Below are 23,610 nucleotides of genomic sequence, written 5' to 3'. Positions count from 1 at the left end.
CGCGCCCAACCGGAAGAGCCGCTCAACAGGTCACAGCTCCCAGTCGGTAAAGGCTTCCTTCACTGCCGGGTGGCCGGCGAACTCCTGCTTCAACGCGCTGACTTCCGTCTTCCAATCGGTGCGGATGGACGTTGAGCCGGCGGCTTCCTCCGCCTCCTTGCGCAGCACGACGATCTCTTCCATCACCCGCGCCAGCTCCGCTTTCCGTGCGGCCGCGGACTGAATCGTGACTGTCTGCGACAGCTGCTTACGTATCCGCACGAACACCACGCCCATCGCCCACACCGGGTCGTATGCCATGCCGACGGATGAGGCGAAATCTGCTGCCATCCGCGCACTCGGGCTGCCCGTGTTGATCACGTCGAAGCCGATATCGAAACGCTCGAACTCCTTCGCCGCGAGCAACATGTAGTCCGGATCTGAAGCGACGGACTCCACCGACTGAAGCACGAAGACAGCCTCCGCGAAATCGACAGCCGGCACGCGGATGAAGTCCAGGTAATTGGCCAGCGAGGGATCCTTCTGGAACCAGTAGCGGTGGTACATGCGCGGACCATCGTCACCGAAGTACTGGTTGGCCGCCAGGTACAGCATCTCGGAGGAGACCGTCACGGGATCATTGGCATCAAGTGCCGCCGTGACCAGCTTCTCCGCACCGAGATCCATCCCGTTGTGCACGTAGAACATCAGTAGGCCGTCGTGAAGCCCGCGAGCATCGCAAAGACGCTCCAGCTCATGCATGTCGTTGCGGATCAGAGCCACATCGATCTCCAGCGGCAGCACGACTTCCGGGTGCAGCGGTCTGCGTTCGTGGGCGCGCTTGATCAACAGCTCCAGGGCGTCGTCGTCAAGTAAATCCGCGTACTCCTTGATCCGCACGGGCAGGTACCCGCCTGGCGCGAAGTAGGTGTCCAGCAGCCAGTCGATGGTATGGAGTGCACTTGGCTGCTCCCAGTGTGCCATCACCACATGGTGCTGGTGGAGCTGCTCCAGTGCGTGCACGATCGGACCCACGGGAAGAGCAATTGCTTGCGCCCACCTACATGCGTCGAACATCAATTTCTCCAAGGCGACGAGCAGCTGCATATTGAACTGCCCGCCGGCATTGCTGCGAATCAGGTTGCCCGTGTACAGCAGCTGCTCCGCGGCATCTTCGACGAGGCTGTCGGTGTGCGCGATCTCGAACATGATGCGCGTGTTCTCAATTTCGTACTGAACTTGCTCCAATCCCGGGAACGGCTGGGAGGAGAACGGCAGCACGAGCTTGCTCACCTGTGGTTCGATCAACGGCTGCTTCTCCCGCAGCTCGTTGACCACCCGCACCAAGTCCTGCTTGTTCATGATGCCGAGCGTTGAGGTGACCACGTCCTTGGTGCTCACCTCAATATCGCCGTAGCGCCGCACCGGGTCGACATCGTCCACAACCACATCTCCCGTCGGTGCCGATAGTGCCCACTCCGGGTCCTTCATCATCCGCCGCGCGACCGCCACCGCATGCTTGCACCACGCTTCAGGCACCGGGCATGTGCAGTACACATTCAGCCGATCCGCCTCCCTGGCACCGTCATCGAGCACCAGCTCGAACCGCACCACCCACACATCCGTGCCCACCACCTGGGCTGTGAAGGTGTCACCTGTATTCACCAGCGCCGTGAGATCCGAATCCATGATCTCGTCCGCCCGCATGAAGCTCTTCAGATCCGCCCGCGCCGCCACGCCCGCTTTGCCCAGGGCCTGGACGAATTCCACAACGTTGTTGCCCATAGAAACTGCTACAAGCTCCGCACTACATCCGCGAGTTGGTCTTGGCCGCGGTGGCGGAAGACGGCGACGGTGCGGCGACGCGGCGCGTTCCCTTCCAGCCCAAAGGCAACGTTGATGGCGTTGAGCGCCTGCGCCGGATCATCCGCCAGGGCAGGGTCCAGCGCCATGTAGTCGAGGACGTGCGGCAGGTCGAGGGACTCCACCTCGGCATCGCCGTCACTGCGGAACTGCACCGCGGGAGCCCGCCGCACGTCAAAACGGGTCGGTTCGTACCGCAACCACACGCGGTCGCCCTCTTGCACCTCGAGCTCCTGAAGGAACCGTCGGATTGTGGAGGTGGAGCACTGCTTGAGCTTGTTTGCGCGGACGAACTGATCCCCAAGTCGGCTTGGCACTGCCACCTCTCCGCCGACGGGGACACCATAAATTCCGGTGACGCCGCGCGGGATCTGAAATCCAGAGCCGCGGAGGTGGTCGTTCGTTACCGTGACCAGCAACTCCCACGCCCCGTCCCGGTAGTACAGGTCGCGGTAGTCCTGTGGGGCATCGGTGAGGATCTCGCGCTGACCGGAAGAGAGGGTGACGGTGCCGTCGATAAGCTGGAAGTCGCTTCCTGCGGCGTAGGCGCGCACGGAATTCTCGCTGACGTTGAATGCGGGTGCGTCGGCGATGAGCTCGTCGAGCGAGACACTTCCGGTTTCTGATTCCGCGATCCGGCTCGCAATCCACGAGTTGATGGAGGTGAATTCTTCCAGGCCCCACGCGGACAGTGCGTATTTGTTGTTGCCCACCCGGGTGATCCGCTCGTCCACGGCGAGCTGGTTGGCAACGGACCGCGGGTTGGAGTCTACCCCGAGCGCGGCGACGATGTCCTCGACGCTGAGCGGTGCGCCAGCCAAGGAGAGCACACCTACCGCACGGTCCTGGTGGTTGCTCGCGGCAATGATGTGCTCTTCGTCGGGCAGCAGAACGATGCCCGTTCGGTCACGCATCCACTCCACGAGCAGAGCTTCGTCGACACCGAGTTCATTGGAGATCTCGGCGAGCGAAGCCACGTTATACTCGTCCGTGCTCTCCTGAAGTACACGTTGGAACGCATCCGCGAAGTCAGCCGCGGCAAACCATTCCCCGTCTACCTTCCACAGATCCCACATGCCAAAGTACTGCTCATAGGTGCCGGTGAAAGGCTCCGCGGTATGCGTGAGTTGCGGCCACTCTGCCAGCACATCAGCCCGCCGGGCAAGAGGGAGCATCCGTCCGGCGAGCGCATTCACCACTGCCGCGCTCGTTGAGGAGGGCGCGTCAAAGTCCTTCTTCAGCTGAGATTCAAGCTGGCGGACGCGCTCACGGCTGACCCCGTAGACTTGCCCGATCTCATCCAACGTCGCCTTCCCCATGTAGCGCGAAGACACGATCGCCCGCTTACGCTCATCATCGCCGCACGCTGCGGCGAGTTCCCCCACACAGTGCGCGAAGAGCGGCTCGAGGGGATCACTGTTGTCGCACCGCTTGACGACGCCCGGCATTGCCCCCTTCACCCCCTCCGGCACCCCGTTGAACCCGTTGAGGGCTAGCCAGCCACGAAGGATGTCGACTTCTTCGGCGGGTACCGTTTCTGCTGAATCGGGCAGCGGTTCAGCGTTGTAGGGGTCCGTGAAGTCCACCGCGTAGTCCCCGCCCGAGGCTTCGTGCGCGGGTGCGAATTCTGTCTCCTCCATCTCTTCGGCGTCGAGCACCGCGAGGATCACCGCTTCGACCAGATTCTCCAAACGTTTTGCACCCACTCCGGGGAGATCGCGCAGGTCCTCGACGGTGGCGGTGAGCATTGGGTCGAAACGGTCGGCCCACAGCGCACCTGCCTTGCGGGCGCTCGAACCCGCCAAGTCGATCACCACGTCCTGCGCGAGCAGCGGGGAGATCTCCCGCAGCGGTGCAGTGGGGTAGTGGCGGATCCACAGCGAGGCGAGCTCCCCATTTCCCAGACCGGCTTCACTCACACCCGGAGCTACATCGCCGACCCATGTGAACCGTACGACCTGGCCATCGGTGCTCGGAGCGGTGCCGTATTGCTCGTCGCCCGCGGTGCCCGCGACGTCTTTAGCCACCGAAGCCACCGTCTCCATTGCGGAGAGCAGGGTGGCGAAGTGCTTTTCGCTGACAATCGGAATTCCCAACTCGTTGGCCCGGCGCGCCTTGCCGCTGCGCGAATTCGGATCTGCCGCCACAACGAGCACTGTTTTCTTACTCACGCCGCCAGTGAGCAACCCGTAGGACACTGCCCGCTCCTCCCACGTCTCACGCGGCAGGTCCATCGAGCCCGTCAGCGCGATCCGGTCACCCGGCTTGAGCGTGAATGCCTCGTCGAGAGATTCCGCGCCGGGGTCCTGCAGCGCCGCATTGAGCACCACCGGCGCAACGTCGAGCTGATCCGCGAGTGCAACCAACTCATCCTTTTCTTCCCGGGTGAGCACACCGTCCATCCACGCCTCAACGGTGAATTGCCGGAAGAAATCCTCGTGAATCTCGGCGACATCTTCAGCGGTGAGCTCCGACTCTGAGGCGAACTCTGCCAAATGTGCGCGCTCCGCGTCCGTGAGCAGACGGTCCGCCAGCGCTGCACGCAGCATCTCCCTGTAGCGTGCGGATGCTGTCGTGCCGCCCTGCGGCATTCCCTGCGCAACGCGTGCGATCCACTGCGCGACCCCGTCTGTCTCGCCCCGTTTGACCAGACGCGGCCGCTCGCTGCTCTCGCTGCACACTGTGAATACCAGCGGTGCACCCTGGAACCGCGCACCCCAGGTGTCATGCAATTCACGCAACAGCTCCGCCGTTGCCAACGCATCCGGCAGCGCCGCGTGAGGCATGTCGTTGGCAATGCCGGCAACTGCAAGCGCATCCGATAACTTGCCGCGGCCCAAATGGTGCGAAGCGTGCACACGCGTATCCACCCACTGGACGTCGGCGACGTTGTTTCCGATCCCGACGCGTCGGAACTCCTTGGTCAGGAACCGCTGCTCGAACGACGCATTGTGCGCCACTCCGATCCGCCCCTGCAGCAGTCGAGCCACCTCCGGCGCAACCTCTTCCCACGTTGGCGCATCCCGCAGATCCGTCGGCGTCAACTTGTGCACAAAGCTGTTGGACACGTCCCGATTCGGCTGGACCAGCGTCTCCCACGTGCCCTCGAGCTCCAAGCTGGGGCTGAGAAAAGCGATTCCGACCTCGATGATCCGGTCAGCCCCACCGAAGCCGGTGGTCTCCAGATCAATGACTGCATATCCGTTGTGCGGGCTCATGCCGCCCAAGGCTAATTCACGCCCCGGACACCGGCAGGGGTAGCGGTCGAGCGGGTGTGCGAAAGGGCCACCAGGGAAAGCAACTTGGGGTCCTTCTCTAGAGCCCGGGTCCCCTATTTTCTTGGAACAGATTCCGGGGCTTCGATCTCGTGATCGCGGGAAGTAGCCGATTCCACTGGTAAATTGGGCTTTCGTGAAGCTCCAAGGTCGGCCGAAAACAGTCATCGAGTCGTTCCACTACTCCGTCGAGAGTCTGGAGCAGTTCTTGACGGAGGTTGCCCAAGCAGACGATGAGACGTCCAAACTGCTGCTGAAGTACCCGACGGTCTACGTTATCTACCAGGTCGCAGATGGTGGCTACCGCGTGTACGTGGGCGAAACGAACAACATTGCTCAGCGCACTAGGACACATCTTGAAGCGGATCCGGAGAAGATCGACCTCGTTAGCCGGGATCTCGACGCAGTCTTGGACCCGGTTGAAGACAATCCCGGCCTTCAACCGTCGCACTGGAACGTCTTTCGGGACAGTGATTCGACCATTCTCGTCATCGGACATTCACTGTTCAATAAGTCTTTGACGCTCGATATCGAGGACCGTTTGATGCTGTACCTTTCCAGCGCGGACGGGGTGAAAGGGGCCAGTTCAGTTCGCTTGGCTAATGCCCGGCGTAACACACAAACCGATTACTTCACCAAGCAGTACGTCGATGAGACTTTTCAATCGATCTGGCGCGGCCTACGGAAGCACGATCGCATTTTGTTTCCACTCGAGCGACTTATCCGTGAGTCCGCGCTATTCAAGGCATCTCCGTTCCACCAATTGAACGAGCAACAGGTCAGTGCGAAGGACCAAATTCTTCGTGCTGTTGACCGTGCGTTAACACCCGGTGAATTTGACCGTAGGCGCGAACAATCGCAACTCATCTTGGTGCAGGGTGAAGCGTCCTGGTTTTCGTTCCGCTTATTGAACGCCCAACGGCTGGGCGTGTGATTGTTGATAGTAGGCATCTTCCATCTCTTGTGGGGTGATGTATCCCAATGACTCGTGCAGGCGGTGGTTGTTCCACCAGTACACCCAGCGAAGGGTCGCGATTTCGACTTCCCCAACCGACGTCCACGGCCGGTGGGGATAGATCAGCTCGGTCTTGTAGAGACCGTTGACCGTTTCCGCCAACGCGTTGTCGTAGGAATCGCCGACGGTGCCAACGGACGGATCGATCCCAGCTTGAGCGAGTGCCTCACCGTAGCGGATGGACACGTACTGCGAGCCGCGATCGCTGTGGTGGACTAGTCCTGCAGCACGAAGATCACCTGCGTGATAAAGAGCGTGCTCAAAAGCCTCAAGAGGCAGCTCATCGGTGCGCATGCTCGCCCTGGTGGCAACCCCGACAATCTTGCGGGAGTACACATCGGTGATGAACGCGGTGTATGCAAACCCCGACAGGGTACGCACGTAGGTGATGTCAGCGACCCACAGCCGGTGCGGCGCTGACGCGGTGAAGTCACGATTGACCAGATCAGGACGACGATCCGGGACATCAGCCCGAAGCGTTGTGATCGGAGTGCGGCCCCTTCTGCGGCCTTGGATGCCGGCGAGTTTCATCAACCGTGCCGTCTGATCACGACCGATGTCCCAGCCGGCGCGCTGCATGGCCTTCCACATCTTGCGTACCCCGTAGACGCTGAAGTTGTCCTCGAAGACTCTCACCAATTCGGGGATCAGCAGCGCGTCTGACAAGCTCCTGGCCGACGGGGCTCGTGTTTTAGCTGCTCGGTAGCCGCGAGAGGTGATAAACCCACATTCTGTCTGCCTTAACGTGCGACAGATGGCCTCGACCCCGAAGCGATCGCGATACGTGTCGATGTATTCGATCATCTTCTGGTGGGACGGTCGAGTTCCGCTGCGAAAAAAGCTGACGCGGTCTTTAAGATCTCGTTCGCCCTGCGCAGCTCTTTGTTCTCCTGCCGCAGACGCTTCAGTTCGTCGTCAACCGACTCGCCAGTGCTCCGCTGAACGTCGGGGGACGCTTTGACAGGTTTCAACCAGTTGTTGAGCGTGTGCGCCGAGACGCCGAGCTTCTCGCCGATCTCCTCCGCCGCCGCCCACTTCGAACACCCCTCAAGCTCAACGAGCTCCTCGGCTAACCTCACCGCCTTGTCCTTGAACTCGTCACTGAACTTCCTAGGCATGATCCAATCCTCCTCTAGAAACGATCGGAACTAAACCCAGGACGCCTCAGGGCGGGGCAGGAACTGGAAAGACTGTTCTTCTTAGCAGTGTGTTCTATGACTTGATCCAGGACCGGAACGAGGGTTTCGACTTCGGCTCTGAGGTTGATTTCGATGCTTACTTATTGGTCAATCACGATGAGCAGGTGACCGTTTACGAGCAGATCGCAGAGAAGCTCGGGCTTCACGACAAGAAACGACCGCACGTGATGAAGCCGACCAAGTTCATTACGGAGCATCAGGACTCGGGATCAAAAGCAGATGTCGTGCTTATCGACGAAGCCCATCTCCTCTGGACCCAGGGCAAGCAGTCATATAGGGGAAAGAACCAGCTCAAGGACATCCTCGAACTGGCTGAAGTAGTGGTGGCAGTATTTGATCCGCTTCAGGTGCTTGCTGGCAACCAGTACTGGAGCAAAGACCAGCTCCGAGAATTGAAAGAGCGGGCGGGTAAAGAGAATGTCATTAACTTGAGCCAGCAGATGCGCATTGATTCGGATGGTCCTGCTGAGGAATGGATCCGCACACTCGTTGACGAAGGGCGGGTGGATCCGATCCCGTCTAACGACCGGTATTCGATAGATATCTTCGATTCGCCCCAAGCTCTTCATGAGGTCATCCGCTCGAAATCAACCCCTGATGATGATTCCGTAGTGGAGAAGGGGCTGAGTCGCCTCATCGCGACTTACGACTGGAAGTTCTCCTCCGGCAAGACCCGCCCACAGGATAGCGACACATGGGATGTCACTATTGGGGACTTTCGCTTGCCCTGGAACAACCAAGCAAAGTACTCCCGGGCAGAGCGTCACCTGTCCTGGGCGGAAAGAGATTCAACCGTCGATGAGGTCGGGTCTATCTTCACCATCCAGGGATTCGACCTCAACTATGCGGGCGTGATCCTCGGCCCTTCCGTCAAACTGCGCAACGGAAGAATCGTGTTTGATTCCTCAGCGAGCCAGAATCCGAATGTCATCAATAAACGCACCATGATCGTCGATGGCGAGACCGAAAAGATCGACGTTAGCGAGGATCTCCTGCGCAATCAGCTCAACGTCCTACTAACTCGGGGTGTCCGCGGAATGGGTATCTACGCGGTGGACGATGAGCTACGTACGGCACTACGTGAAGCTGCCAGTCAGCGGTAACTCGAAAACTCATGAAACCGAGCTAAGACGAAAAACTGGCTCGAACGACATTGCGAAATAGCAACTATTTGTGGTGGTCGTGTTTTGTAACGTGCATCGTTAAGTCACAACTTTGGATAAAGGAGAACCATGAAACGTGGCATTGGCGCGGCATTGGCTGCCGGAGCACTTTTCCTAGCGGGGTGCTCGAACTCGTCGAATCTGGAAGAGGCGGAAGATACACAGGTAACCACGACTGGGGTTGCGACTGAGGCAACTGAGGCCAAGTTTGCTCAAGTCGGCGACATGATCCCAGTGGATTGCATCGGCAACGAATGCTCGGGAGAGTTCAAAGTCGAGAAGATTCAATTGGGCGGAGAGTGCGAAGTGCCGCTCATCTCAGAGGAAGCACCAGATGGTATGCAGCTGATTCAGCTTAGCGGCGTGCTGACTGCCAGCAAGGAAGTGACCGACAACCAGGGGGCCGAAATCGGTGTTTTTCCGGAGACACCGGTCGCTTGGGACTCAGAAAAGTTCAAGACAACAGGTGAATGGTCTGGATCCTGCGACATCCCCCAGCAGTACGAGCAATGGAGCACTATTCCCGCCAAGATGGGCGAAAAGATTCGTATGTACGGAGCGTATTTGATTCCGAAGGATGCGAAGGAACTAGGAATCGCCAACTCAAAGTTCGACCTTTCGAAGTTGGAGACCTCTTCAGAACAATCACCACCTGAATTGACTGTGAAGAAGCCTGTTGAAGAACAGGAACAACCCGCTCGAATGACGACTATCGAAGAGGTACCCGCCGCTCCCGCTGAACAGGAGGATGAGCCTGTTGTTGGCTACACCGAGGCGCCTGGACAGGAAGCGCCGCATGTGATGGAGAAGCAGATTGCTTCTTGTGGTGACCCGGCCATTCACGAGACCGGAACTACATTCTTTACTGATGGCACAAGCGGTTGGACTCAAAACTGTGCTTCGCAGATGATGTAGCTGACGGCACTAGTGCCAGCGGTGCTGGTGCTCGGCGTGGGTGGACAGGTACGCGCCGGGGTCGAAGATCTCGTTGTAATAATCGGTGTCGAGGTGCTGGGCCTGGAGGTAATTCATGATCCAGACCGTGGGGATGGTGCCGGGGAATTTGCCGAAGGTCTCCCAGATGTAGGTGGCCTGGAGCTTCATCAGTTCGGTAAAGCGTTCGTCGGGTTTGGCGGCCTGGGAGCGGATGGCGCGGCTCTCGGTCCACGGACCCGGGGTGTCCGGGTGGAAGGGGCCGCCGGGGCCGTACTTGCGCTCGAAGAAAGCGTCGACGGCATCTGCCATCGTGTCGTAATAGGGCGGGCGGTAGGTCTCGAAGACGTCCTTCTTGCCGATGGCGTTCGGGAGTGACCAGCGCTCGTCTTCTTCGATGTCGAAGCCGAGGCCGGGGACTTCCTCACGCCCGGAGCCGCCGAGGAATGTGAGGCGGTCGATGCCGTCGAAGCTCCACCCGCCGAGCCCCAGCGCGCCGAGGACGAGGTGGCCGAGCAGGGTAGACGACATGAGCTCAGCGGTGGCCTCGGTCTGCGAGTACTGCTCGAGGAAGGTGAGAGGCAAGGGATCGTCGACACGCGCGATGTCGCCGAATTCCTTGATGCCGGGGATCTCGCGGCCGTTGATGTCGTCGTAAATGACGTATTTGTTGCGGGTGAAGAAGGCGAGGTTGGCCAAGGTGTGCTGCGCCAAGTCGGAGACCGGCGCGATGAGCAATGAGCCGGGGTGGTTGGCGATCCACGTGTTGTGTCCCTCGAGGTAGGGCTCTTCGCGGGGGATCCAGAGGCGGTCGTCGCTAAGCTTTCGCACTCGACGTAGGACGGAGTTGAGACGGGCTTCGGTGAAGCCCTCGTTCTCGTTGAAAGGGACCTCCGGCGTCGCGTCGCGCGTGGACAGAGCGTAGGTGCCGGACTCGTCGGTGAAGAAGAAGTCAGCGATGTGGAAGCCAGCCGCTGACGGGAATGTGCGGCCGGCGGCGCTACCCGAATAGTCCGGCAGTTTCGGCGCGTAGCCCGGGTGGTGCGTGATGCTGTGGTGCCATCCCGTCACGCCAGCGACGGTCGCCAGAACGATTGCTCGCTCGAGATCGCTGAGCGGCTGGATGTCGTGCTTGCTCTGATATGCCAGTGGTCCGGCCGGCACGTGGCCGCCGAGAGGGAAGCGGCGGGAGCGGCGGCCGTTGATGGCGTCTAAAAGAGGGAACTGGGCTAAGCGGTCGAGGTTTTCGCGGTCTTTGTCGGTCAGTGTGATCAGGGGGATGTCAGCCATGAAAGTAGACCTTTCAGTCTGCGTCGGGTTCGGTTGGGTGAATTCCACGCTATGTGCGCTGGTCTTTCATGGCTAGGGTTTAAATTCAGTTGCGGTCTTGGTGTATAGACTGATCGGTCCGCTATGTGATCGGCGGGAATGCGGTGCCCATGCGCAAAACCCCAGGAACTCCGCAGTGCGGAGTCCCCGGGATCGTGGTGGTCCGTGTGGAAGTGGTCGGTCGGGTGGCTGGCTAGTCCATCTGCAGGACCGTTCGGAGCTCGGCGAAGGGTTCGGGGCAGACGATGTGGGTGACGGTTTTCCCGCGGCGGGCTTTGTGGAGGAGGCCGGCGTCGGTGAGCTTTTTCAGGTGGTGGGAGACCGTGGGCTGGCTCAGGCCGGATTGTTCGGCGAGTTCGGACACGCTGATGGGGCCGCATCCGTCCTCAGCGAGTTGGGAGAGTAGGTGCAGGCGTGCGGGGTCGGCGAGGACTTTGAAGAGCTGGGCGTAGCGGTCGGCTTCCTCGCCAGAAAGCACGCCGGCACCGAGGGAGCAGCAGGTGGATGTGTCTGCTGTCGGAGGGGTATTCGGGGCGGCCATGATTCTCACTCTCTCATATTGACAGTGATCAATAAAAGTTCTAGTTTTCATATTGATAGTCGTCGATACGAAAGGTGTCCTATGTCCGAGCCGGTTGCGGAGCAGGAACCTGCGCGCATGTCATTCCTCGACCGCTTTCTGCCCGTGTGGATCATTCTGGCAATGGCGCTGGGGCTCGGATTGGGGAACTGGTTTCCCGATTTGAGCGCCGGGCTGCAGGGCATGGAGGTCGGCGGGATTTCGCTGCCGATCGCGCTGGGCCTGCTGGTGATGATGTACCCGCCGCTGGCGAAAGTCCGGTACGACAAAACCAAGGAAATCGCCACCGATAAACGGCTTATGACGGTCTCAATCCTCCTGAACTGGGTCGTCGGCCCGGCGTTCATGTTTGCGCTCGCCTGGATTTTTCTTGCCGACGAACCCGAGCTCCGCACCGGGCTGATCATCGTGGGGTTGGCGCGCTGCATCGCCATGGTGCTCGTGTGGTCGGACCTGTCGTGCGCGGATCGTGAAGCCACCGCTGTGCTGGTGGCCATCAACTCGGTCTTCCAGGTGCTGATGTTCGGTGTGCTGGGGTGGTTCTACTTGCAGATCCTCCCCAACTGGCTGGGGCTGTCCACCACGTCGGTGAACCTCTCCTTCTGGGCGATAGTGACGTCTGTCTTGGTCTTCCTGGGGATCCCGCTGCTTGCCGGGGTTCTTTCACGGATCATCGGCGAGAAGACCAAGGGGCGGAGCTGGTACGAGGAGAAGTTCCTCCCGGCGATCTCCCCGCTGGCCCTGGTGGGGTTGCTGTACACAATCGTCCTCCTGTTCTCCCTGCAGGGCGAGCAGATCATCGCCCGCCCTTGGACAGTGGCGCGGGTGGCGGTGCCCTTGCTTATCTATTTCGTGGGCATGTTCGCGCTGGGCCTCATCGTGTCCAAGATCTCGGGAATGGGCTACGCGCAGTCCGCGTCGGTGGCGTTCACCGCGGCGGGCAATAACTTCGAGCTGGCTATCGCTGTGGCCATCGGAACATTCGGCGCCGAGTCAGCCGAGGCGCTCGCCGGTACGATCGGGCCGCTCATCGAGATCCCAATCTTGGTGGGCCTTGTCTACGTCATGCGGGGCATCGGCCCGAAACTCTTCCCCGGTGACCCGACCCTGCCTGAGCGGCAGGAGTCGCCCGCACGTGCATCAGTATTGAAGTGATCGGCATAGAAAGGAAGCATGATGTCATCTACTCCCAAGGTCCTGTTCGTCTGCGTCCGCAATGGTGGGAAATCCCAAATGGCTGCTGCTTTGGCGGAAAAGCACGCGGGGGAGCGACTTGAAATCCACTCGGCCGGCACCGAACCGGGAACGTCGATCAACGCGGAATCTGCTGCCTCGCTGGAAGAAGTCGGCGCGGACATGTCCGACGGACACCCGAAGGCGATTGACCCGGAGATCCTCCGCACTGCAGACCGTGTTGTGGTCATCGGTGAGGAAGCGCAGTTGGACCTGCCCGATGATGCCCGCGGGACAATGGAGCGGTGGGTGACGGATGAGCCGTCGATACGCGGAATTGAGGGCATGGAGCGGATGCGGCTGGTTCGCGACGACATTGACGCGAAGGTGCGTGGGCTGATCGCTGATGTGCTCGGAGAGTGACGGAGCTGCCCGTTAGCAGTCCGCTATAGATGCACGACCTCCACCCCGGACCACTTGTCGGCTAGATACTCGGCGGCGACGAGGCGGTGGCAGGTGGAGGGATCGGCCTCGGAGCACAACAGGGCGGCGTGATCGAAGGCGGCCTTGGTGGGCATGTCGCGGCCGTCGAATTGCGCGCGGAGTTTATCGGCGAACTCGTCGAATGGCAGGCCGTCTTTGCGGTAGGCGTGCATGAGCTCTTCGCTTGGGGCGAGTTCCAGTACGTGCTCGTATTCAATGCCGGCGATGACGTCAAGGAACCACGCGAGGTCGTCCTTTTTGGTGAAGCCGGCGAGCTGGTTCGTGTTGTGGCGTCGGATGTCCACGACGCGCTTCACGCCGTTTTCGCGAAGCAGGTTGAAGAATTCCTCGGCGCTCTTCTTTGAATATCCAATGGTGAACAGCTTCAGGTCCGACATGGTGCCCAGTGTAGGTCCCGCGATGAGGTTGCGGAGTGAGAGGAAAACCGCGGGAACTCCGCAGTGCGGAGTGGGTGTAAAACCGCAGGGACTCCGCAGTGCGGAGTCCTGGGGCGGGGTTGGATGGGGCCGGGTGCTGGTTATAGGGCAATGAAGGCGATGACGCAGGCGGCGATGAGCACGGCTGAAACCGCCGACAGCACCAGCAGATGTTTCCGGTCCTTCGGTCCGGCGGCGAAGCAGCTGATGGTGTAGATGGCGGCGAGTAGCGCGAGGAACTTCAGGCCGTACGCCCAGTAGGGGACGTGGTCGTCGCTGAACAGCGCCGGGTCGAGGGTGAAAATCGCTGCGATGAGAATGGACAGGATCCAGCTCATGCCGGTGTGCTCCTGTGCTGAATTGGTGTGTGTTTGTGTCATGTCAGCAGCTCGCAGCCGTAACTAGACCGGAACCGGCGGTGTGGCACGCGGTGGCCGTCACGCCTTGGGCAAGAGGACTTCCCGGGGCAGCGGCAACGGTGGCGGGGAGGCACACCAGCCCGTCCCACGCGCCCTGGATACCCCACTTCACCCACTTGTTATCGGTGCAGCCGCGGAACGCGATGCCGGACTTCACTGCGAAGACTTCGTTGGTCTCCTCGTCGAGCCAGAGGGTCATGTCGCTGGGAAGCTCAGGGGCGACGGTCAGAAGCGTGTCGCCTTTGTCGTCGACAACGTTGACCGTGTCGCCGTCGAGCGCGAGTGCGTCACCGCGCTCGAGCGAGAACGCGAGTCCGTTGGCGTCGGGGATTGCTTCCACCTTGCGTGCGTGCTCGCCCGGTTTGCCGAAGAGCATGGCGTTGGAATCGGAATTGGGCGCGTGCTGCTGTGCGGGTTCCGCATTCGCAACGGGCAGTGCCCCTGACAACGCGATTGCGGCGGCGAGGCCGATCGCGCTGAGACGGCGTGGGGTCATTGTGTTCTCCTTGGATGTGAACGGGTGGAACACTCCGAGAAATTACGACCGATCTGCTGTCGTGTTCGGCCGTTAAAGCAGGCAAGGAACGTTCGTACCGTCATTGGAGACCTTCGTGCACACCCGTGGCAGCGCCCTGTTCGCGGGCGGGCGGATACTCTGGAGCGCATGACAGTTCAGGACATTGCCCGCATTGAATCCGAGGTTGCCGAGTACTGGGGCGACGTGCGCCATGTTGAGTCCGCGTCGTCGACGAATACGGAGCTGCTGGCATCGGGGGAGCCCGGCCATGTGCTCATCGCTGACACGCAGACGAGCGGCAAGGGGCGCCTCGGTCGCGAGTGGGAGGCGCCAGCGGGGGCGAGCCTGCTCATGAGCGTGGCGACGGAGCTGGTGCACACGGACGACCTGGGGCTGGTGTCGCTGGCGGCGGGGCTCGCCGTGACGGACGTGATCCCGAACGCGCAGTTGAAGTGGCCGAACGACGTGCTGCTGAACGGCAAGAAATTCGTGGGCATCTTAGGGGAGATCGACACCACCGCGGACATCCCGCTCATCGTCGTGGGGCTGGGCGTCAACGTGGCATGGCGCGAGGAAGAGCTGCCCACGGACTGGTCGACGGCGCTCAACCTCGAGGGCATCGACATCGACTGGGACGAATTCACCATCGATCTCCTACAGGCGCTCGGCCGCAGGCTCGAGCAGTGGCAAGACAGGGATGAGTCGCTTCTCGACGACTACCGTGCCGTCTCCGCCACCATCGGCCGAACCGTGCGGCTGGACACGGTGGGGGGAGAGGTAGAAGGGGTGGCGGGGGACGTCGATAAGCAAGGCGCGATCGTCGTCGATGGAATCAGTTACTCGACTGGCGACGTGACTCACTTGCGCCCCACCGATTAATCTGAGGCCCTGTGGCAAAGATCAAGCTCGGTAGGGGAGAGGTCGTCCTGGCGGACATGGCGCCGCCCATGCGCGGACTGATCTTCCCGTTCCTTGAGCTGATCATCGCGACTGCCCTGTCCTGGATGCTCGTCGGGTGGATGGATGCTTCCGGCATGGATACCGGAATCCGCAACGCCGTGGTGTGTATCTGGTTCCTGATCGTGCTGTGGCGCTTTGTCCTCCCGCTGATCCGGATGCGGCGGCAGCGGTTCGTGGTGACCAACAAGCGCGTCATCTTCGTGCCCGGCGGACGCGGGCGGACCGAATCGATCCCGCTCATGCAGATCCGCGGTGTGCGCCGGCGGCGCGGCGGGATCGATGTCGGTGTCCTCGGGTACGGCGAGGCCGTGCACTTCCCCGACGTGGGGCGCGCGAAGCGTGTGCAAGCCCTGATCGAGGGACAGCTGCCTTAGAGCTCGAGTATTTTTCGTGCCACCTACCGCTCGGCTGGTGGCACGAAAAATGTCTATTTGATATGTTTTGTGCCATGGAGAGTGGCGAGGCGACTGAACTGTTGGGGGATCTGGCGTCTCAACAGTGGGGGTTGTTTACGTCTGCTCAGGCGCGCGATCTGGACATCAAGACACCGGATTTGCTGCGGCTTGAGAAAGCAGGAGTACTAGAGCGGGTTCGTCACGGCGTCTACGCCATAACGGGCACCGCATTGTCGGCAGTGATTGAACTCAAAGCCCAATGGCTGGCGATCCGGCCCGACATGATGGCAGCCGATCGGTTGCGTGATGAGGCGCTTGCTAAAGAAGCAGTCGTTTCCCACACCACTGCCGCAGATCTTTGGGGGATTGGTGACTTGTGGCCGGACGGGTACCACTTCACGGTTGAGAAAAGGCGTCGTAGCCGCCAGCCGGAGGTTCATTTCCACCGAGCCGATTTAGAGGACGGCGCGTGGGCGATCCATAAAGGAACCGGGCTGCCAATCACTACTGTTCCGCGAACAATCGCCGATCTCGCAGATGCTGGCCACGAAGCGGAGCACTTGACGAGTTTGGTCTCTGATGCGGGGAACAAGAATCTGGTTACTCGCACGGAGCTGTTCGAAGCACTTTACGGAAAAGAGACGGCACTAGGTTTGAACACGGGAGATGAGGACGGTCTGCGCACACTTCTCGCCGACCGTCTTGGCACTTATGACTTCGATCCTCGAATCGCGCAAGCCATTGACCTTAGTCTCCAGCCGATTAGGGAATCGTTCAGTGGAATCGCGCAAGCCATCTGGAGTGACACAATGATGTCTAACGAACTGAAATTGGCTATGAAGCATGCAACAAAAGCAATGAACCAGTCTTTCTCCACGGGGAAAAATGCTGATCAAATCCTCCGTCAGGCGTTGCGGAACACCCCAAGGGCAGCTGAGGAAAATGACTGATCGGCCCGCTAAGGTCAGGCGCACGCACAATCAGATCACCAGCGCGCTGAAGAAAGAGGCGAAGTCAAGGGGGTTACAACCGAACACCGCTTACAACCAGTTCTTTCGGGAGGTCTTTCCCAACGAGCTGATGCAAGCAGAAGCCGGATGGGTGTTGAAGGGCGGGACCAATGTCTATTGCCGAATCCCAGGGGCTCGACAGACGAAGGATCTGGACCTCTATCGACACGTAGATCCGACCTCAGCATTGAGCGCAGCAGAGTTTCTGGTGAAAGTCATGGATGGCCATCAAGCAGGGCCGTACACCTTTGTCTTAGAGCGGACCTTTAGGAAAACGATGGCGGGCCCTGTCGAGAACGAGCGGGTAAAAGTGGCTGTTCGGCTCGGTGCGGGGAACGAATTCGCAGAATTCAATATCGATGTCAGCGGTGACCTTGAAGTCAGCGGCTCTGTTGAAGAGGTGACAGTGAAGTCCAGCTTTCACCTCGTCACTGATTTCTTTCCTATTGCTTTCAAAGTCACTTCTTACCCAGTGGAAAACCAGATCGCGGACAAGGTCGCTGCAATGTATGACCGCTATGGAGAAACACCACCGGGGAAAGCGTCAACCCGCTACCACGATTTCTTCGACATCGCCCTGATGGCATCGAAGCTCTCGGTTGCAGCAGATTCGCTGAGACGCGCGTTGGAACAACAATGCAAACTGCGCGGGGTGGACCTCCCAAACGAAATGAGGGAGCCTGAGCCGGGGTGGGGAGCCGTATACGAGCAAAAGGCGACCGAGCTCGGCTGGGGGAGCGAAGAGCTTTGCGCCTTCGAAGGGGCGCTGGCGGTTTCTGGTCGGCTTCTCAACCCGCTGTTAGCTGCAGACTCGGGCCCTCACAGCGCGACCTGGGATCCCGTTAGCTCATCGTGGAAGGTTGACGGTTAGCTCTTCACTTCCGTGGTGTGGATCTGGTCGTCGATGTCGTCGGGGGACAGGTTGCCGGCAGCGAAGTCCGCGGTGAGCGGCAGGTGCAGCTCCATGTCGGTGCCGGGGCACAGCTCGATCTTCGCGTCGTCCACCGTGTAGTCGAGGACGTGACCGCCAGACGTGCGCTCCTCGTCGATGAAGTGCACGTGGCAGCCCGGGATGCCGATGCCCTTGGCGTACTTCGGCGTGCGGAAGCCGCCGATGATGCCGCGGACGTTCTCGAACGTGATCTCCTTGTCGTCGCCCACCGCATCACGCATCGGCGGGTACGGCTTGGACTGCTTCGTCACCGTGCGCGTGACCACATTGGTGAACGTGCCAGTGATCCGCACCGCGTGGAAATAGTTGCCCGACGGCTCCAGGTCGTCGATGAATTTGGACAGCTCTGCGCGCTTCATGCCCTTCGGCGCGTCGGCGACGATCTTTGGCACGAAGTTGGTCACCTGCGCGAACGGGCTCTTCTGCTCCAGGTCGGCGATGGTGGCGGTGCCGTCGCTACGCAGCTGGTAGCAGGTGCCGTCGAGAATGATCATCTCGCCGTCCAGCCCGTCGAACGTGCCCAAGCCGAAGTTACCCTTGGACAGGATCTGCCCGATGGTCATCTCCCCGTCATAAATCCCGTCGAGGAGCGCGGACATCAGCGAGTTCTGGAAAACAGTGTGGCGGCCAAGAGCAGTCATACGGCCGATGGTAGCTATCTCCGCGGCGGGTGGGGGCTGCGCTGGTTGTGCGGTGCTTGTTTCGCGGATCGGGTGGCCTCTGGTTTCAGTGAGTGCGCCATGGTGGCTGAGGCAGGTTTGCCTTTTGTGGTTTGCCTTTTGCGCTCGCGCACTAAGAAAACCGCAGGTCGCGTTGTGGGGGATTGGCCAAAAGTCAAACCACAAAAGGCAAACCAGGCCCCCTAAGAGGGAGTCGAGCTCGCGGATGAGATCTTCGAGGGGCCTGCCCCAGCGTTGGCCATGATGCACGCCCTACTCCGCCCGACCGGTGATTCGCCGTCTGCGGCGCATGCGTGACCGCTGTTTTCCGCGGAGCTCATATCCGGCGCAGACGGGCAGCTGATGGCATGCGATACCTGCTTGTTCACTACAGTGGGCAAGCGTGAGTAACGCACAAAGAGATGCACAGGGAATGCCGATCATCGCGGTGATCGGGGACGGCCAGTTGGCCCGCATGATGCACACGGAGGCGATCGAGCTGGGGCTCGCGCCGCGGGTGCTGGCCGGCTCGGAGGATGCGTCGGCGGCGCAGGTCTTCGGCGATGTGCGCATCGGGGACTACAAGAACTTGGACGACCTCAAGGCGGTAGTTGACGGTGCCGCTGCTGCCACGTTCGACCACGAGCACGTGCCTAACGAGTACTTGGACGAGCTGATCGCCGCTGGTGTGAGCGTGCAGCCGCAGCCGCGTGCGCTGATCTACGCCCAGGACAAGCTGGAGCAGCGGCGCAAGATGAAGGAGATCGGTGCGCCGGTGCCCGAGTTCGCGCCGATCGAATCAGCGGATGATGCGGGGGCGTTCTTCGATTCTGTCGACGGCGAGATGTGCCTCAAGGCCACCCGCGGCGGTTACGACGGCCACGGTGTCTGGTTCCCCGGCACCCGCGAGGAGGCGGAGAGCCTTGTCGCCGAACTGCTGGAGAAAGGCACGCCGCTCTACGCCGAGCGGAAGGTCGACTTTGACCGGGAGCTGTCCGCCATGGTGGCGCGCACCCCGTCCGGCGAGGTCCGGGCATGGCCGGTGGTGGAGTCCCGCCAGCGCGACGGTATCTGCGTCGAGGCGATCGCTCCCGCGCCGGGCATGACCGACGAGCAGGCGGCGCAGTGCCAGGAGCTGGCCACGAAGATCGCCACGGAGCTGAATGTCACGGGCGTGCTGGCAGTGGAGCTCTTCGCCAAAGACGGTGAGGTCACCGTCAACGAGCTGGCTATGCGCCCGCACAACACCGGGCACTGGACGCAGGACGGCTGCGTGACCAGCCAGTTCGAGCAGCACCTCCGCGCGGTGCTGGACTGGCCGCTCGGTTCCGTGGACACCACCGCGCCCTACACCGTCATGGTGAACACCCTCGGCGCCGACGTCGAGCCGGAGCAGCCGATGGAGGAGCGCGTCGTGGAGGTCATGCGCCAGTACCCGGACGCGAAGGTCCACCTGTACGGCAAGGGCCACCGCCCAGGACGCAAGATGGGGCATGTCAACGTGTCCGGCGCGGACCTGGACACCGTACTAGAGCGGGCGAAGGCCGCGGCGGACATCATCGTCAACGGCACCGGCGCAGGCACTGGCGCCGCGAAGAACTAGGAAACCAAAGGAGCGCACATGGAACCGCAGGTAGGAATCATCATGGGGTCCGACTCGGACTGGGACACTGTCGCACCGGCGGCGGAGATCCTCGCGGAGTTCGGCATCCGCTTCGAAGTCGGGGTTGTCTCCGCGCACCGCACGCCGGAGAAAATGCTGGCCTATGCCAAGGGCGCGCACGAGCGCGGCCTACAGGTCATCATCGCCTGCGCGGGCGGCGCAGCGCACCTGCCGGGAATGGTGGCGGCGGCGACTCCGCTGCCGGTCATCGGCATCCCCCGTGCGCTGAAGGACCTGGACGGCCTGGATTCGCTGCTGTCCATCGTGCAGATGCCGGGCGGCGTCCCCGTGGCCACCGTCTCCATCGGCGGCGCGAAGAACGCGGGCTTGCTCGCCGCGCGCATCCTGGGTGCCTCGGATCCGGCAATCCAGCAAAAAATGGTCGATTACCAGACCAACATGGCCGCAGAGGTCGAGCGTAAGGACGAGGCGCTGCGCCAGCGTCTGCTCGGCGGCGGTGAGTAACAGCCCGGACCCCGTGGTGGTCCTCGGCGCGCGCATCAAGGAGGGCCAACCGTCGCGCATGCTCGAGGCACGCTTATCGACGGCTCTAATCCTCTCCTCCTCCCACCCCGATTCGCCCCTCGTGGTGACGGGGAAGGGGGAGTCCGGCGTCATGGCGCGTTGGTTTGTCGAGCACGGCGTGCCAGCCGAGCGCATTGTGGAGGAGCCGCGCGCCACCTCCACCAACGAGAATCTGGAGAATTCCCGGGCACTGTTCCCGGATGCTTCGCGTCTGGTTGTGGTCACCAACGGTTTTCACGTTGCGCGGACCAGAGTGTGGGCTGCGCACCTCGGAGTGCCTATCACGGTCGTGGCTGCGCCGACCCCGAGGAAGTCGCGGTTGAAGAATTATGCCCGCGAGCTCATCGCAGTCCCGCACTCCGCGGCGCGCGTGGTGTGGCGCAAGCTGGTCCGCCGGTGGTCCAGCCGGTAACGGCTCGCGTGGCCGGGGGCTGCGGCTACGCCAGCCGCCGTGTCACTTTCTCGGCCTCGGCGATCTGCTCGAGGCGCTCGGCGGATGCCATTCCCGCCACGGCCACGACGGAGCCGCCCGCGGCCAAGGGCGACATGACGGAAGCGTCGAATTCCTCGCGGGTGGTCCAGGCGGGAATGAGCANAACCAGCGAGGTGGGTATAAGAGAAGGGGGCGATCTGCGCGGGGCGCTCGGCGGATGCCATCCCCGCCACGGCCACGACGGAGCCGCCCGCGGCCAAGGGCGACATGACGGAAGCGTCGAATTCCTCGCGGGTGGTCCAGGCGGGAATGAGCACACGCTCGGCGCCGGTATCCCCGGCGCGCCACTGCGCCAGGTCGGGGGACGCACCGTAGTACTGGTCGCCGTAGAAGCGGACGGTGGGGCCGAAGTCGACGATGCCGGGCGGCAAAGTTCCACCGGTTTCCGTCACACCGCGGCCGAACGGGTCGTCGGACACCGCGACCACGTCGGTGGATTTCGGCCAGTTCTCCACGGCGGCTGGGGTAGTGAACACCAGCTGGGGGCCGTCCTGGCCCGGGTTCGGCTCGCCGTGCTGCCCGGTGCCAACGGTGAAGGAGAGACCGGCGTTGTAGATGCCGATGGGCAGCACCGCAGCCTGCCAGGACACAGGCAGGTCCACGAGGATGCGGGGTTCGGCGGACGGGTCGTCGAGCTCAAATTCCTCGACGAGCATGTTGGCGATCTTGTTGGCCCAGTTATCCAGAGTCACGCCGGAGAACTCCATGCGCGTGCCGGCCGCTTCGTCGTAGACGGTCAGCCGGGGGCTAGCGGGGTCGGTGGACAGGATCGGGGCGAGCAAGCTCATGCCGTCCCATCGTAGGGAAAACGCGGGGGCCAGGTGAAGGGGAGCCCGGCCCCCGCGAGAATTAGTTCACAGGATCAGTTCACGCAGCGCGGGCCGGTGCCGCCGGCGTTGAACTCGGGAGCGACCTCGGCTGCGCCGAAGTCCTCGCCCGGTGTGCCCACGGTATTCTCCTCGCTGGTGTCCAGAGCCTGGTCGGCTCCGGGGCCGGTGTAATCGTCGGCGGTGACAACGATGAGGGAACCGGGCTCCAAAGACTCATTGACAGTCACAGGCAAGTCGCCGAGCATCTTAGCCAGCTCCTTCGCCGCCGGGTCGTCGGCGCTGGGGGCAACGATTTGCGAGGAATCGTAGATGCCCGGGGTGGCGTTGCCGATGCTCTCAATGGTGAGCTTCTTCTCCTTCAGCACGTCGCCCACTGCGCCCGCCAGACCGGAAGTGTCGCCGGCGTTGAGCAGGGTCACGGACGTGCCCGAAAGCGCATCGGCCTCGGAGGCGGCGCCGGCATCGGTGTCCTGGCCGTCTGCGCTGTCCTCGGCAGTTTGCTCAGCCTCTTCCTGCTCCTTCGCAAGATCCTGCATGAAGTCGCGGACCTGCTGCGGGTCGACGGTGACAATGGACTCGCCGTAATCGCCCACACCGTTGACCGATGTGACCGGGATGGTGGAGAAGGTGACATTACCGGCTGCCAGATCGGACATCTGGCTGGCCAGGGACATGATGTTCCAGCCGGAGTCCACGTTCACCGAGCGCTCCACGGCGTTGGACAGCTCGCGCATTTTCGCCGGGTTCGACAGCGTGCCGGCGGAGATCGCCTCGTTGACCAAGGAAGCCATGAACACTTGCTGGCGGACGATACGGTCCAAGTCGCCGCGGGGGAGGTCGTGGCGCTGGCGGACAAACGCGAGGGCCTGTGCGCCGTCGAGGGTGGAGCGGCCGGCGGGGAATTTCGCACCGGACATCGGCTCGTCCACCGCCTCGTTCAGGCACACTTCCACACCGCCGACAGCGTCGGTGAGAAGCACGAAGCCGAGCAGGCCCACCTGCGCGTAGTGGTCGACTTCGACGCCGGTGAGGTCCGCCACAGCGTCGATAAGCCCCTGTTGCCCTGCTTGCGCTACTTTCTCCTCGAGAGCCTTGCCCTCTTTCTCCCCGTCCTCGAGCAATTCGTCGCGCTTGGCGTTCGCGTACTGGCCGTACACGCCGTTGATCTTGGTGTTGCCGAACGTGGAATCGTGGATATACGTGTCGCGCGGGATGGACACGGCTGTGGCGCGGGAACCGTCGTTGGGCACGCGGATCACCATAATCGTGTCCGTGTTCAGCTCGCCGTCCGCTTCGCCCGCGTTCAGGCGCCGCAACTCGTCCTCGCTCAGCGGGTTGCCCTGCGCGTCGGTGCGGGAATCCGAGCCGACGAGGAGAATGTCCACCGCGCCGTCCTCGCCGTCCAGCTTGTCGTCCGAAAGCGCCAAATCCGTGGAAGAAAGCTTTCCGCCCAGACGGCCCACGGAGTAATAACCCAGCCCAGAGAGGAGAATGATGAGAGCGGACACCGCGGCCAGGGCTGTCTTCAACGCCGGGTGGCCGGACTGGCTGATATCCCGCACGCGCGACGGGGCCGGCTGGATGTCGCGCACCTGCCGGTAGTTCTCGCTCACGAAACGCTGCCCCTTTAATCGTCCACCTGCTGCCCGCCGCACGGTCGAACGAGCTGCGGAGAACAGCCCCGACACCTCCCGCGCGGAGGGTTGATCACAATAGGTGGAAAGTATAGTGCACGCCTCCGCGCGCGCCGGGATCCCG

23 protein-coding genes are annotated in these 23,610 nt (G+C 61.8%); 12 read left to right on the top strand and 11 right to left on the bottom strand.

The window, feature by feature from the left end; genetic code table 11:
• Positions 1-30: 30 nt before the first annotated feature.
• Positions 31-1,764 (bottom strand): hypothetical protein, encoded by a 1,734-nt coding sequence (locus CZ338_RS00580; protein WP_087116125.1) that lies wholly within the window; start codon positions 1,762-1,764, stop codon positions 31-33.
• Positions 1,765-1,772: 8 nt separating this feature from the next.
• Complete coding sequence (locus tag CZ338_RS00575) at positions 1,773-5,060, bottom strand: exonuclease domain-containing protein (protein WP_162287281.1); 3,288 nt, start codon at positions 5,058-5,060, stop codon at positions 1,773-1,775.
• Between the two features lie 193 nt (positions 5,061-5,253).
• Here CZ338_RS00575 and CZ338_RS00570 point away from each other — a divergent pair, with 193 nt between their 5' ends.
• Positions 5,254-6,051, top strand: coding sequence for a GIY-YIG nuclease family protein (locus CZ338_RS00570; RefSeq protein ID WP_087116121.1), 798 nt, complete (start codon positions 5,254-5,256; stop codon positions 6,049-6,051).
• Here the strand turns inward: CZ338_RS00570 and CZ338_RS00565 are convergent.
• Positions 6,022-7,250, bottom strand: a protein-coding gene (locus tag CZ338_RS00565; RefSeq protein ID WP_235839365.1) for an IS3 family transposase whose coding sequence is annotated in 2 segments (ribosomal slippage) — positions 6,022-6,974 and positions 6,974-7,250 — 1,230 coding nt in all. Because the reading frame shifts where the segments join, the coding sequence is not laid out codon by codon here. The genes CZ338_RS00570 and CZ338_RS00565 overlap by 30 nt on opposite strands.
• 23 nt (positions 7,251-7,273) lie before the next feature.
• On the opposite strand from CZ338_RS00565, the gene CZ338_RS00560 reads away from it, so the two are divergent.
• Together CZ338_RS00560 and CZ338_RS00555 are read left to right on the top strand one after the other, a co-directional pair.
• Positions 7,274-8,434: a DUF2075 domain-containing protein gene (locus tag CZ338_RS00560; RefSeq protein ID WP_087116119.1), complete on the top strand. Its 1,161-nt coding sequence runs from the start codon at positions 7,274-7,276 to the stop codon at positions 8,432-8,434.
• 129 nt (positions 8,435-8,563) lie between these two features.
• Entirely contained in the window at positions 8,564-9,409 is an 846-nt protein-coding gene (locus tag CZ338_RS00555; RefSeq protein WP_087116117.1) for a hypothetical protein, read from the top strand.
• A gap of 9 nt (positions 9,410-9,418) precedes the next feature.
• Here CZ338_RS00555 and CZ338_RS00550 read toward each other — a convergent pair whose 3' ends face one another.
• Positions 9,419-10,708 (bottom strand): hypothetical protein, encoded by a 1,290-nt coding sequence (locus tag CZ338_RS00550; protein WP_162287282.1) that lies wholly within the window; start codon positions 10,706-10,708, stop codon positions 9,419-9,421.
• Positions 10,709-10,949: 241 nt separating this feature from the next.
• Positions 10,950-11,297 carry an ArsR/SmtB family transcription factor gene (locus CZ338_RS00545; RefSeq protein ID WP_087116113.1) on the bottom strand — a complete coding sequence of 116 codons (348 nt, stop codon included), beginning with the start codon at positions 11,295-11,297 and terminating at the stop codon, positions 10,950-10,952.
• Between the two features lie 81 nt (positions 11,298-11,378).
• Here CZ338_RS00545 and arsB point away from each other — a divergent pair, with 81 nt between their 5' ends.
• Together arsB and CZ338_RS00535 are read left to right on the top strand one after the other, a co-directional pair.
• Positions 11,379-12,491, top strand: a complete 1,113-nt coding sequence (gene arsB, locus CZ338_RS00540; protein ID WP_162287280.1) for an ACR3 family arsenite efflux transporter — start codon at positions 11,379-11,381, stop codon at positions 12,489-12,491.
• Positions 12,492-12,512: 21 nt separating this feature from the next.
• Positions 12,513-12,932, top strand: a complete 420-nt coding sequence (locus CZ338_RS00535) for an arsenate-mycothiol transferase ArsC (RefSeq protein ID WP_087116109.1) — start codon at positions 12,513-12,515, stop codon at positions 12,930-12,932.
• A 23-nt stretch (positions 12,933-12,955) separates the two neighbouring features.
• Here CZ338_RS00535 and CZ338_RS00530 read toward each other — a convergent pair whose 3' ends face one another.
• The 3 genes from CZ338_RS00530 to CZ338_RS00520 all read right to left on the bottom strand — a co-directional run bounded on the left by CZ338_RS00530 (position 12,956) and on the right by CZ338_RS00520 (position 14,344).
• On the bottom strand, positions 12,956-13,390 hold the full coding sequence (locus CZ338_RS00530) for a DUF488 domain-containing protein (RefSeq protein ID WP_204211791.1): 435 nt from the start codon (positions 13,388-13,390) through the stop codon (positions 12,956-12,958).
• Positions 13,391-13,530: 140 nt separating this feature from the next.
• The gene (locus CZ338_RS00525; RefSeq protein WP_235839371.1) at positions 13,531-13,809 is read right to left on the bottom strand and encodes a hypothetical protein; all 279 of its coding nucleotides are present in this window, start codon (positions 13,807-13,809) and stop codon (positions 13,531-13,533) included.
• 1 nt (position 13,810) lies between these two features.
• On the bottom strand, positions 13,811-14,344 hold the full coding sequence (locus CZ338_RS00520; protein ID WP_087116105.1) for a hypothetical protein: 534 nt from the start codon (positions 14,342-14,344) through the stop codon (positions 13,811-13,813).
• 168 nt (positions 14,345-14,512) lie between these two features.
• Between CZ338_RS00520 and CZ338_RS00515 the strand changes: the two genes are divergently transcribed.
• From CZ338_RS00515 to CZ338_RS00500, 4 genes are all read left to right on the top strand, one after another.
• Complete coding sequence (locus CZ338_RS00515) at positions 14,513-15,244, top strand: biotin--[acetyl-CoA-carboxylase] ligase (RefSeq protein ID WP_087116103.1); 732 nt, start codon at positions 14,513-14,515, stop codon at positions 15,242-15,244.
• Positions 15,245-15,255: 11 nt separating this feature from the next.
• Positions 15,256-15,699 (top strand): hypothetical protein, encoded by a 444-nt coding sequence (locus CZ338_RS00510; RefSeq protein WP_087116101.1) that lies wholly within the window; start codon positions 15,256-15,258, stop codon positions 15,697-15,699.
• 74 nt (positions 15,700-15,773) lie between these two features.
• Positions 15,774-16,670, top strand: a complete 897-nt coding sequence (locus CZ338_RS00505; RefSeq protein ID WP_087116165.1) for a type IV toxin-antitoxin system AbiEi family antitoxin domain-containing protein — start codon at positions 15,774-15,776, stop codon at positions 16,668-16,670.
• Entirely contained in the window at positions 16,663-17,601 is a 939-nt protein-coding gene (locus tag CZ338_RS00500) for a nucleotidyl transferase AbiEii/AbiGii toxin family protein (RefSeq protein ID WP_087116099.1), read from the top strand. The genes CZ338_RS00505 and CZ338_RS00500 overlap by 8 nt, the downstream gene beginning before the upstream one ends.
• Here the strand turns inward: CZ338_RS00500 and budA are convergent.
• Positions 17,598-18,323, bottom strand: coding sequence for an acetolactate decarboxylase (gene budA, locus CZ338_RS00495; RefSeq protein WP_087116097.1), 726 nt, complete (start codon positions 18,321-18,323; stop codon positions 17,598-17,600). The genes CZ338_RS00500 and budA overlap by 4 nt on opposite strands.
• 421 nt (positions 18,324-18,744) lie before the next feature.
• Here budA and CZ338_RS00490 point away from each other — a divergent pair, with 421 nt between their 5' ends.
• Genes CZ338_RS00490 through CZ338_RS00480 form a run of 3 tightly spaced genes read left to right on the top strand, consistent with a single transcriptional unit; the run spans position 18,745 to position 20,941 of the window.
• Complete coding sequence (locus CZ338_RS00490; RefSeq protein WP_268875416.1) at positions 18,745-19,944, top strand: 5-(carboxyamino)imidazole ribonucleotide synthase; 1,200 nt, start codon at positions 18,745-18,747, stop codon at positions 19,942-19,944.
• A gap of 18 nt (positions 19,945-19,962) precedes the next feature.
• Positions 19,963-20,469, top strand: coding sequence for a 5-(carboxyamino)imidazole ribonucleotide mutase (gene purE / locus CZ338_RS00485; protein WP_087116093.1), 507 nt, complete (start codon positions 19,963-19,965; stop codon positions 20,467-20,469).
• A 58-nt stretch (positions 20,470-20,527) separates the two neighbouring features.
• A complete protein-coding gene (locus CZ338_RS00480; protein ID WP_407919349.1) occupies positions 20,528-20,941 on the top strand; it encodes a YdcF family protein in 414 nt (137 codons plus the stop codon).
• Here the strand turns inward: CZ338_RS00480 and CZ338_RS00475 are convergent.
• Together CZ338_RS00475 and CZ338_RS00470 are read right to left on the bottom strand one after the other, a co-directional pair.
• Positions 20,857-21,810, bottom strand: a complete 954-nt coding sequence (locus CZ338_RS00475; protein WP_407919347.1) for a TIGR03089 family protein — start codon at positions 21,808-21,810, stop codon at positions 20,857-20,859. The two genes, CZ338_RS00480 and CZ338_RS00475, sit on opposite strands and share 85 nt — an antisense overlap.
• Positions 21,811-21,884: 74 nt before the next feature.
• A complete protein-coding gene (locus tag CZ338_RS00470) occupies positions 21,885-23,465 on the bottom strand; it encodes an LCP family protein (protein ID WP_087116089.1) in 1,581 nt (526 codons plus the stop codon).
• Positions 23,466-23,610 lie beyond the last annotated feature (145 nt).

The sequence above is a fragment of the Corynebacterium urinipleomorphum genome (genome assembly GCF_900155535.1).
GTDB classification, from domain to species: domain Bacteria; phylum Actinomycetota; class Actinomycetes; order Mycobacteriales; family Mycobacteriaceae; genus Corynebacterium; species Corynebacterium urinipleomorphum.
Note: the sequence above shows the minus strand (reverse complement) of the source record. Positions and strands in the feature narration are given on the sequence as shown.